The sequence below is a fragment of the Stutzerimonas stutzeri KOS6 genome (assembly GCF_000307775.2).
Classification (GTDB): Bacteria; Pseudomonadota; Gammaproteobacteria; order Pseudomonadales; family Pseudomonadaceae; genus Stutzerimonas; species Stutzerimonas stutzeri_B.
Genome location: NZ_KK020676.1, coordinates 466,397 through 476,914, shown reverse-complemented (window position 1 = coordinate 476,914; position 10,518 = coordinate 466,397). Strand labels below are relative to the sequence as shown.

Genomic DNA, 10,518 nt, shown 5'->3' with positions numbered 1-10,518 from the left:
GCAGCGAGCCCCGTGGGAGGCGCGCCCTCGCGGCGATGCGTTCCGACGGGCTGCCGGCAGCCTACTTCCCCAGCCTTCTCAACTCATCCGATTCGCGATGCGCACGCCGTCGCCTTCTTCCGGCGCCAGTCGTCACTGATCGTGGATGGATCACGTCTCACCGAGCCACCGATCCACCGAGCCAGAGCGTGGTGGATGTGAAAAGCGACATCCACCCTACGTCGCTCGAAAGCAGGTAGCAGCCACGACCCGCCAGCCGCAAAAGCTCGCCCCGAGGGCGGGCCTCCCGCAAGAGCGTCGGGTGCAGCGAGCCCCGTGGGAGGCGCGCCCTCGCGGCGATGCGGTCCGAAGGACTGCCGGAAGCCTACTTCCCCAGCCTTCTCAACTCATCCGATTCGACGATGCGCACGCCGTCGCCTTCTTCCAGCGCCAGTCGCCACAGTGCGCGGGCCAGGGTGCAGGCTTCGATGCCGTGATATTTGCCGGGCAGCAGTTGCGAGAGCGGCGCGGCGATGCGCTCGCTCAGGCGCAGCTCCAGGCGAGGGCCGAGCAGTTGCGAGGGGCGGGCGATGGTCAGCTGCGGCCAGTCCTGCTGCTGCAGCGCCATCTCCATCTCGCCCTTGACCTTGAGATAGAAAATCGAGCTTTCCGGGTTGGCCCCCAGCGAGCTGATCACCAGCAGATGGCGCGCCCCCATGTCCCTTGCCCTGCGGGCGAAGGCCACCACCAGGTCATGGTCGATGGCGCGGAAGGCGTCCTGAGTACCAGCCTGCTTGAGCGTGCTGCCCAGGCAGCAGAAGGCGGTGTCGATCTGTCCCGTCAGTTGCAAAAGCAATGGCAGCAGTTCGCCGACCGGGTTCTCCAGTCGCGCATGCGCCGCCAATGGCTTGCGGGTGGGCGCCAGTACCCGTTCGACGGTGGGTTCGTTGAGCAATCGATCGAGCAGGTGCTCGCCAGTGAGTCCGGTGGCGCCGGCAAGCAGAATGCGCTGTGGCGTCAGATACATGGTTGTGCTCCTGTGGCGATCATTGGGCGGTTCGCCATTGCTGCAGTTCCTGCCAGCGCCGGACGACCGGTTCAGGTGCCCATAATTGCGGTTCCGATGCCTGATAGTCGTCGGCCTGCTCGCGTTCGGCAACCTTTGCCGCTGCCAGGCTGAACGCCTGCACGATATCGTCGGTTTCCTGCAGTGCCTCGGCGAACAATGCGCGGCCGAAATAGGTGAAGTCGCTTTCTTCGGAGCAGCCGAAGGACACCTGGTCGGCGCGCGCGGCCGTCATGATCAGTGTCTGCTCGTTCTTCAGCGGATCGATGAAACCGCCCGAATAGCAGGCCGATATCACCACAATGGTCTTGCGCTCGGCGAGTGGCGCGAGCAGTTGCGCCAGGTCTCCGGCGGGCAGGTCGTCCAGCGTCAGCCGCGGTTGATTCAACACCAGTTCGTGATCGGCGGAGCCGTGGCTGGTGAGATAGAGAAAGATCAGGTCTTCCTCGCCGCTGCGCTCGGCCAGCGCGCGGATGGCGCGGGCCAGGTTCTCGCGGGTCGCCAGTGGCCGGTCGGCGAGCCGGTCGCGGTGGTTGACCAGGCTGATCTGGCCGTGTGCGGCGAAGCGTTCGGCAAGCAGTTGCTGGACATAGTCGGTCTCGCGCAGGAACACGCTCTGCCGGCCGTCGCCCGCGATGGCGAGCGAATACAGTTCAGGCGCAGCACTCGATTCGGGCAGCGCGGCGATGGCCTCATCGAGCAGGCGGCCCTGGTTGAGCAGCGCGAGTTCCAGTGGGTCGGGAAGTGCCCGGCCCTGCTCGTCGCGGATTCGCCGGCCGTCACGCCAGGTGCCTTGCTGTTGCGTGCCGTCGGCCAGCGTCAGTACGCCTTCGCCGGAAAAGCGCCCGTGCTGGAAAGTGCCGGTGTAATGGCTGCCGTCGGCCCGCTCGAGACGGCCCTGGCCATGGTAGCGCCAGCTGCGAAACTGGCCGGCGTAGCGGCTGCCGTCACGGGCGACGTGGGTGCCGCTGCCGTTCAGTTCGTCGGCGGCGAAGTTGCCGTTCCAGACGTTGCCCTCGGCGTCCTCGTAGCGGCCCTGGCCGTGAAACCGGTCGTTCTCGAATGCGCCCTCGTAGCGATCCCCCTGGCTGCTCACGTAGCGGCCTTCGCCATTCAGGCTGCCGCCATGGAACTGGCCGCTGAGCTGGCCGTCGGCGTCGCTGCGGATGCCTGGACCCTCCGGTTGGCCTTGGCTGAACTGGCCCCGATGGCTGTAGCCATCGGCATATTCCAGGCTGCCCTGGCCGTGATAGAGGTTGTTGCGAAATTCCCCTTCGTAGACGCCGCCTTCGGCATAGCTGAAGCGACCGAGCCCGTCGAACAGGCCGTGCCTGAACTCGCCCTCGTAGCGATCGCCGGTTGCGCTGTGCCAGGTACCGAGGCCATGCCATTGGCCGTCCTCGAACTGCCCGAGGTAATAGCTGCCGTTGGGGTAGTCGATGCGGCCGCTGCCCTGGAGCAGTCCGTCGACGATCTCGCCGCGATAGCGGCCGCCGTCAGGCAATACGGCATTGGCGGGGGCAAGGGGCTCGCCTTCACCGCAGGCGGTGAGCAGGCCGATCAGCAGTAACGGGACGAGGCGAAGCATGCGGACATCCGCTCAGGGCAGGAGTCCGCAGTATGCCGTAAACCGGGCGGGCTGCGACAATCGTCCGCAGCTGAATCAGAGCACGCACAGCGCCAGGGTTTCGGCGATGTATGCGGGTTTTTCCGATCCCTCGATTTCCATGACGGCGCGCGCCTTGAGCAGCCATTGGCCCGGATTCTTTTCATAGGCGTCGAGCAAAGTCAGCGCCAGGCGAACACGCGAGCCGACCCGAACCGGCTGAATGAAACGCAGGCTGTCGAGGCCATAGTTGACGCCCATTCGGGTGCCTTCGGGCACGATCATGAGATTCCCGGACAACATTGGCAGCAGCGACAGCGAGAGGAAACCATGGGCGATGGTGCCGCCGAATGGGGTCTGTGCGGCCTTTTCGGCATCCACATGGATGAATTGGTGATCGCCGGTGCAGTCGGCGAACCGGTCGACGCGCTGCTGATCGACGGTCAGCCAGTCGGAGTGGCCCAGTTCCTTGCCGATGTAATCCTTGAGCTGTGCGACGGGTACCTGTGGCATGTGTCCTCCCGATTGTTCTTGTGTTTGTTCACGAATGCGGTTCGAGATGCGGCCCTCGGCCCCAGACGGGCAGCGGGCCTTTTGTACGGGGCCTAGATCAGCACGTGCGGCAACCACGGCAAACCAGCATCGGCGTGGCGAATGGCCCGTCATATCGCGGCGCGGGCGGTCGCCAGCGTTGCCCTTTATACTGGCGCAATTTGCGGGAGGCTCCCATGCTGCTCAGAGGCCTGACCTGGCTTGTCGTGTTCCAGTTGCTCGGCACCGTGCTCAACGTGCTGTTCCTGCCCATGCTGCCGGGGCCCATCATCGGCCTGGTGCTGCTGTTCGCCGGGCTGCTGGCGCGCGGACATGCCAGCCAGTCGCTGCAGTTGGCGGCCAGCAGCCTGCTGCGTTACCTGCCGCTGTTGCTGGTGCCGCCGGCAGTCGGTGTGATGGCCTATACCGGGGCGATCCTCGATGACTTCTGGGCCATTGTCGGCGTGCTGGTGGTTTCACTGCTGGTCTCGCTGGTGTTTACCGGCTGGCTGATGCAGGCGCTGATCCGACGCAAGCAGCGTCGCCAGGAGGGCGCATGATGGAGTTGCACTGGCAGGCGGCGTGGCAGGCCCTGATCCACCATCCGCTGTTCGGCGTGGGCATCACCCTGGCGGCCTTTCAGCTGGCGTTCGCGGCTTACGAGAAAACCCGCTGGGTGTTCCTGCAGCCGGTGCTGGTGTCGATGACGCTGGTCGTCGGCATTCTGCTGTTGTGCGGAATCGACTACGACGAATACCGCATCAGCGCGCAATGGCTGACGATCCTGCTGGGGCCGGCCACCGTTGCGCTGGCCGTACCGCTGTACCTGAACCTGCGGCGTATTCGCGAACTGTTCGGTCCGATCGTTATCACTCTGCTGCTGGCAGGGGCATTCGCCACGGCGCTGGGGATGGCCCTGGCGTGGGCGTTCGGGGCCGACCGGATGATCCTGATGACGCTGGCGCCGAAGTCGGTGACTTCGCCGATCGCCATGCTGGTGGCCGAGCAGATCGGTGGGGTGGTGGCCCTGGCCGCCGTGTTCGTGATGATCACCGGCGTGCTCGGTGCGATCCTCGGTCCGGAACTGTTGCGCCGCTTTGGCGTTCAGCATCCTGCGGCCCGCGGCATTGCGCTGGGCCTGACCGCTCACGCCGTGGGAACCGCACAGGCGTTGCAGGAAAGCGACGAGTGCGGTGCTTTCGCCGCCCTGGCCATGAGCCTGATGGGAGTATTGACCGCGGTGCTGCTGCCGCTGGCGGTTGCCTTGCTGCTTTGATGGAGTCCGCATGAGATTGCCGTTGTTTCCGCTGGATACCGTGCTGTTTCCCGGCTGTGTGCTCGACCTGCAGATCTTCGAGGCGCGCTATCTCGACATGGTCAGCCAGTGCCTGAAGGCCGGGCACGGCTTCGGCGTGGTGCATATCCTCGACGGCAGTGAAGTCGGCGCGGCACCGGCATCCTTTGCCCGCATCGGTTGCGAAGCGCTGATTCGCGACTGGCAGCAACTGCCCAACGGCTTGCTGGGCATCCGGGTCGAAGGCGGGCGGCGCTTCGAGGTGGAGTCGCACGAGGTAATGCGTGACCAGTTGGCCGTTGCCCAGGTGGCCTGGCGCGGCGAGGCCGATGCCCGGCCGCTGGCTGCGCGACACGCCGATCTGCTGGTGCTGCTCGAAGCGCTCGGTCAGCACCCGATGGTGAAAACCCTCGGCCTGGGCGGTGCCGTGGGCGATCAGGCGAGCCTGGCCAATCAGCTGGCCTATCTGCTGCCATTCGAGCCTGAGCAGAAGATCGAGCTGCTCGGGCTGGACGAGCCTGAGCGGCAGCTCGAGCAGATCCAGAACCTGCTGGAGCGATTGCAGGACGGGGCGTAAGGCTGGCCCTCGCGGGCGTTGCCCGGCGCGCGCGCCGCGTCGAGGGCAGCATCGCCGGTCATGCTGTCGGCAGCGCGAACGATGAGCTGTCAGTAAGGTTTCTGCGCCAGCGACACCGTGAAGATGCCCCAGTCATCGATACGCTGCGTGATTTTCAGCAGCCCTGCTGCCGCTACCAGTTGGTCCATTTCGGCCTGTGTGCGGCGGCGCATCACCCATGCCTGTCCGTCCCGGTGGCTGGTGAGCGCTCGGGCTATGAGCTTCAGCTGTGGATGCCAGGGTTGACCGGTGTAGATCAGGTACCCGCCGGGCTGCAGCGCATCGACGAGGCCGGCCAGGGAGCGGCCGACCAACTGGTTGTCAGCGAACAGCTCGTAGAGCCCGGATACCACGGCTAGCGTGGGGCGCGGTGAAAGTGCCGCCAGCCCTGCCTGGTCGAATGCATCAGCCTTGATGAAGCGGGCGATCTCGTCGAGACCATTCGTCTGAATCAGGGCACTGCCATGGCGTACGTTGGCGTCGCTGTAGTCGCGCAGAAGAATGGACGCCGGGCGCTCTTCGAGGCCTTTTACCGCTTCGAGGATGTAGCGCCCGTGACCGGCGGCGATGTCCACGATATGTACCGGCTCGTCGCTGCTTCGCAGGCGGCTGATCGCCACGCGCAACAGCTCTTCTATATGCCGTTTTCTCGGACGTATCGCTCGCCAGCCAATGGCGTTCAAATAAAGCTGGTCGATCTTGCGGCCCAGGACGGTCAGGCCGGTCGGCGTGTTTTGGTAGGCGTAGTCGAGCGTGCTGCCGGAATCGAAGCCGGTTTCGATACCGAGCTTCAGCCCATGCGAAAGCCGGGCGCCCAGATGCATCCCGGCACGCATGGCGCGCCAGTAACATCCCTGTATGGAATTGGGCGCCACGGGGGCGGCCAGTGCTTCCGCTTCGGCACACATCGGGCCGATTCGGTCCGCATCGAGGAGCGACGGGCGCGCCATCGGCGTATCGAAGTTGTGGCGGATGAAACGACGGACCCGACCTGTGGCCTGGTGGCGATCCCGCTCGCCAAGCGTGTCGTGGAAGAAGCCGGGCAGGATGTGCTTTTCCTTGCGCAGGCATCCGAGCCTTTCGAAGAACGCGAGCTGCGGTTTGCGTTCGACGACGAAGTCTGCCCCGGAGATCAGCAGTTGGGTCGGGACCTGGATCGCCTGTGCATCCGCGACGGTGCGCCGGCCAGCCTCGTGCAATCCGAGGAGCATGTCGACGGAAATGGCCCTGGCAATGAGCGGGTCCTGCTGGTAGCTGCGAATCCGTTCGGGGTCGTGCGTCAGGAAACGGGCCTTGACGTAGCTGTTGACGAAGAAGTTGCCACGAAGCGCCCGCATGAGCGTTAACCCTGTCCGGGCGAACGGTACGTACAGCTTCACTTCGAATGCTGGTGACGCCAGTACCAGCGCCCGGATTCTCGGGGCGTAGTCATGGACCCATGTCGAAACGATCACCGCTCCTACGCTTTGCGCAACGACCGCCAGGTTTTCTTCTGCGACGTGGTGGACCGCGCCGATGTGGTCGATGAACGTCTGCACGTCTCGCACGCTCGTCGCAAAGCCCGGGCTGTCTCCGCGAGCGCCAGGCGACAGGCCGTGTCCGCGCGCGTCCCATGCGAAGAAATCGCAGTCGGGAAGCTCCAGTTCATCGACGAGGTGGGCCAGGCGGGCCGAGTGCTCGTGTCCTCGGTGAAACATCACGATGGCGCGGCGTGTCTCGGTGGGCGATGTTGCCGGCCAGTGACGGTAGTGAAGTTCGCTCGCGTCGTGAGTGCTGAAGGTCAGTAGTCTTGCTTCGCGCATGGGGATCATCCAGTCCTTGGGCAGTGTGCCGAGTTTTCCGAAAACCCAACGGCAGAAGCCTGCTCTGCCGTTGGCCGGACTCTCGGTGGATGCTGCGCTGGACGCAAGGAAGCCCCGCACATTCTGCTGGGTTCGGGTGAAGAATCCGGGCGCGGGTCGTCAGTTCGCTGCGGGGGTCACTGATAGTGATACATCTGCATCGCCCCTGGCAGGGCCCAGACGCTGTACGCGCCGATCAGGCCCAGGCACGCCGGCAGGATCAGCCACCAGACGCGCGGCGGCATGGCGCTCAGAGGGCTGCGCCATTGCACGAGGGTCAGGCTCGTCGCGCAGATGCCGGCGGCGAGCAGGGCACCGGCGGTGACGTCGGTGGGCCAGTGGACGCCGAGGTAAACCCGCGAGAGCGCGATCGCCGTCGCCGGCAGGCTGGCCAGCAGTAGCCAGGTCAGGCGCAGTCGCGGCGGCTGGTTGCGGCCGGCGAGTACGCCGAGGGTGAGGAAGAAGGCGAACGCCGCGGAGCTGTGCCCGCTGGGGAAGCTATAGGTGCTCAGTGGCTCCATCAGCACTTCCGGGCGAATTCGGGCGAAGGTGGCTTTCAGTGCGCCGTTGGCCAGGGCTGTGCCCAGCAGCGTGAGGATGGCGAACGTTGCCGTGCGCCACTGGCGCAGCGCCAGGAGCAGTACGCACAGCAGGGCCGCGGCCCACAGCTGGGTATGGAAATCACCGGCTCGGGTGATGACCACCATCACCCTGTCGAACGTCGCGCTGCGCTCGCCCTGGATGACCGCGAGCAGCCCTTCGTCGAGCTCCTTCAGGTGCGGCCAGCCGAAAAACAGGCCGAGCAGCAAGATCATGCTGAGTCCGGCCGACAGTGCGCTGACCCAGCGTAACTGCCGCAGGCTGCCGAATACGGTTACACCGATCAGCACGAGCAGCGCAGCGACGACGACCGCGGCTTCGCTCCAGAAACCCTCGGCCAGCGGCAGGCGCATGGCGGCACCGGCGCTCCAGCCGGGCAGCAGGTAGGCCATCGACCAGCCGGCAGCGGCACACAGGCTGACCAGCAGGAAGCGCCCGAAGGGCATGTCGAGCATTCCGGCGGTCATCGGCAGCATCGGTCGCAGGGGACCGATGAAACGGCCGACCAGCAGGCTGGCGACACCGTAGCGCTGGAAGTAATGTTCGGCACGCATTAGCCATTCGGGATGCTCACACAGGCCGGGCAGGCTGCGGATGCCCTGGTGATAGCGCCGGCCCAGGGCATAGGAAAGCAAGTCGCCGAGCAGTCCGCCGAGGAAGCCGAGGGTCAGCGTTTGCGCGAGCGTCAGCACACCGCTGCCCGCCAGCACGGCAATCGTGAAAGTCAGTACGGTGCCGGGGATGACCAGGCCGATCACGGCCAGGCATTCCAGGCAGGCGACGATGAGCAGCGCCAGGCCCAGCCATTGAGGGTGGATGGCGAGCCAGTCAGTGAAGGTGCCGAGCCATTGGCCCATGGATGTTTCCTTGCGTCGGGGTCGCCTTTCGACCTGACGAAAGGGCAACGGGTTTCCTGCGCGCCGATGATACCCCGCCGGCTGGCGGCCCACGCAGCGGCAACAGCGGGCAATTACGCTCCTTTCGCCGGGCGCCGCTGTGCGCGGACGGTCGGGGTGGCTATAATCAGCGGCTTTCCCTTCAGTCAGGCCAGCTAGACCCATGACCGAGTCCGTACTCGATTACATGACCCGCCTGGGCCGCGCCGCGCGCGAGGCCTCACGGGTGCTTGCGCGTGCCAGTACCGCGCAGAAGAACCGTGCCCTGCAGGCTGCCGCCGCCGCGCTCGACGCCGCCCGCGAGGAATTGCAACGTGCCAATGAGCTTGATCTCGCCGGTGGCCGTGCCAGTGGCCTGGACGCCGCGATGCTCGATCGCCTGGCGCTGACGCCAAAGGTGATCGACGGCATGATCGAAGGGCTGCGCCAGGTCGCCGCGCTGCCGGACCCGATCGGCGAGATTCGCGACATGCGCTACATGCCGTCCGGTATTCAGGTCGGCAAGATGCGCGTGCCGCTGGGCGTGGTCGGCATCATCTACGAGTCGCGCCCCAATGTGACCATCGATGCCGCCAGCCTGTGCCTGAAGTCGGGCAATGCGACCATCCTGCGCGGCGGCTCCGAGGCCATTCACTCCAACCAGGCCATTGCCCGCTGCATCCAGCACGGTCTGGCCGAAGCCGGACTGCCGGCAGCCGCCGTGCAGGTCGTGGAAACCACTGACCGGGCCGCGGTCGGCGCGCTGATCAGCATGCCGGAATACGTGGACGTGATCGTGCCGCGCGGTGGCAAGGGGCTGATCGAGCGCATCAGTCGCGATGCCCGCGTGCCGGTGATCAAGCACCTGGACGGCGTGTGCCATGTCTACATCGATGTGGCCGCCGATGCGGGCAAGGCCATCCGCATCGCCGACAACGCCAAGACCCAGCGCTTCGCTCCATGCAACACCATGGAAACGCTGCTGGTGCACCAGCACATCGCCGAGCAGGTGCTGCCGCCACTGGCGGCCATCTACCGCGAGAAGGGCGTCGAGCTGCGTGGCTGTGCGCGGACCCGTGCGCTGCTCGGCAGCGAAGTGCTGGAGGCCCGCGAGGAAGACTGGTCCGCCGAATACAACGCGCCGATCCTGTCGATCCGCATCGTCGACTCGCTGGACGAGGCCATCGAGCACATCAATCGCTATGGATCGCAACACACCGATGCGATCGTGACCGAGAACTTCAGTGATGCCCGGCGCTTCCTCACCGAAGTGGATTCGGCATCGGTGATGGTCAATGCCTCGACACGCTTCGCCGATGGTTTCGAGTACGGCCTGGGCGCGGAGATCGGCATCTCCACCGACAAGCTGCACGCTCGCGGCCCGGTCGGCCTGGAAGGGCTGACCAGCGAGAAGTACGTGGTTTTCGGCGACGGCCACGTCCGTACCTGATGAGTCAGGGAAGCGGCGTCCGGCGCATCGGCATTCTCGGCGGCACCTTCGATCCGGTTCATATCGGTCACCTGCGCGGCGCGCTGGAAGTGGCCGAGATGTTCGGCCTCGACGAGCTGCGGCTGATTCCCAATGCCCGACCGCCGCACCGCGATACCCCCAACTGCTCGGCGCAGGATCGCCTGGCGATGGTCCGTCTGGCCGTGCAGGACCTGCCCCCGCTGTGCGTGGATGCGCGCGAGCTGGAGCGGGAAAAGCCGTCCTACACCATCGACACGCTGATTTCCCTGCGCGCCGAGCTGAATGCCGACGACCAGCTGCTGCTGGTGGTGGGCTGGGACGCCTTCTGCGGGTTGCCAACCTGGCATCGTTGGGAGGAGTTGCTCGATTACTGCCATATTCTGGTCCTGCAGCGACCGGATGCCGGCACCGAGGCGCCGCAGGCGCTGCGCGATCTGCTCGCTGGACGCAGCGTGCCGGACCCGCAGGCGTTGTGCGGCGGCAGCGGTCAGATCGCCTTCGTCTGGCAGACACCGCTGGAAGTGTCGGCGACACAGATTCGCCAATTGCTGGCCAGCGGCAAGTCGGTCCGATTTCTGGTTCCCGACGCCGTCTTGGCTTATATCAACGCGCACGGACTGTACCGGGCGTCGAACTGAG

10 protein-coding genes are annotated in these 10,518 nt (G+C 65.6%); 5 read left to right on the top strand and 5 right to left on the bottom strand.

Features of this window, described 5'->3' with window-relative positions; genetic code table 11:
- Nucleotides 1-364: 364 nt before the first annotated feature.
- From B597_RS30685 to B597_RS30675, 3 genes are all read right to left on the bottom strand, one after another.
- Nucleotides 365-1,006, bottom strand: a complete 642-nt coding sequence (locus B597_RS30685) for an oxidoreductase (RefSeq protein ID WP_003293869.1) — start codon at nt 1,004-1,006, stop codon at nt 365-367.
- A 19-nt stretch (nt 1,007-1,025) separates the two neighbouring features.
- Nucleotides 1,026-2,633, bottom strand: coding sequence for a C13 family peptidase (locus B597_RS30680; protein WP_024161811.1), 1,608 nt, complete (start codon nt 2,631-2,633; stop codon nt 1,026-1,028).
- 75 nt (nt 2,634-2,708) lie between these two features.
- On the bottom strand, nt 2,709-3,164 hold the full coding sequence (locus B597_RS30675; protein ID WP_003293872.1) for a MaoC family dehydratase: 456 nt from the start codon (nt 3,162-3,164) through the stop codon (nt 2,709-2,711).
- Nucleotides 3,165-3,379: 215 nt separating this feature from the next.
- On the opposite strand from B597_RS30675, the gene B597_RS30670 reads away from it, so the two are divergent.
- From B597_RS30670 to B597_RS30660, 3 genes are read left to right on the top strand one after another with little or no spacing between them, the layout of a single operon-like run.
- On the top strand, nt 3,380-3,742 hold the full coding sequence (locus B597_RS30670; RefSeq protein WP_003293873.1) for a CidA/LrgA family protein: 363 nt from the start codon (nt 3,380-3,382) through the stop codon (nt 3,740-3,742).
- Nucleotides 3,742-4,458, top strand: coding sequence for an LrgB family protein (locus tag B597_RS30665; protein ID WP_003293874.1), 717 nt, complete (start codon nt 3,742-3,744; stop codon nt 4,456-4,458). The genes B597_RS30670 and B597_RS30665 overlap by 1 nt, the downstream gene beginning before the upstream one ends.
- A 10-nt stretch (nt 4,459-4,468) precedes the next feature.
- Nucleotides 4,469-5,053 carry an LON peptidase substrate-binding domain-containing protein gene (locus B597_RS30660; RefSeq protein ID WP_024161810.1) on the top strand — a complete coding sequence of 195 codons (585 nt, stop codon included), beginning with the start codon at nt 4,469-4,471 and terminating at the stop codon, nt 5,051-5,053.
- Nucleotides 5,054-5,142: 89 nt separating this feature from the next.
- On the opposite strand, the gene B597_RS30655 is transcribed toward B597_RS30660, so the two are convergent.
- The gene (locus B597_RS30655; protein ID WP_003293877.1) at nt 5,143-6,894 is read right to left on the bottom strand and encodes a bifunctional alpha/beta hydrolase/class I SAM-dependent methyltransferase; all 1,752 of its coding nucleotides are present in this window, start codon (nt 6,892-6,894) and stop codon (nt 5,143-5,145) included.
- 176 nt (nt 6,895-7,070) lie between these two features.
- Nucleotides 7,071-8,390 (bottom strand): bifunctional DedA family/phosphatase PAP2 family protein, encoded by a 1,320-nt coding sequence (locus B597_RS30650; protein ID WP_003293878.1) that lies wholly within the window; start codon nt 8,388-8,390, stop codon nt 7,071-7,073.
- Nucleotides 8,391-8,592: 202 nt separating this feature from the next.
- On the opposite strand from B597_RS30650, the gene B597_RS30645 reads away from it, so the two are divergent.
- The gene (locus B597_RS30645) at nt 8,593-9,858 is read left to right on the top strand and encodes a glutamate-5-semialdehyde dehydrogenase (RefSeq protein WP_003293879.1); all 1,266 of its coding nucleotides are present in this window, start codon (nt 8,593-8,595) and stop codon (nt 9,856-9,858) included.
- Nucleotides 9,858-10,517, top strand: a complete 660-nt coding sequence (nadD, locus tag B597_RS30640; protein WP_003293881.1) for a nicotinate-nucleotide adenylyltransferase — start codon at nt 9,858-9,860, stop codon at nt 10,515-10,517. The genes B597_RS30645 and nadD overlap by 1 nt, the downstream gene beginning before the upstream one ends.
- The last annotated feature ends 1 nt before the right edge of the window (nt 10,518 follow it).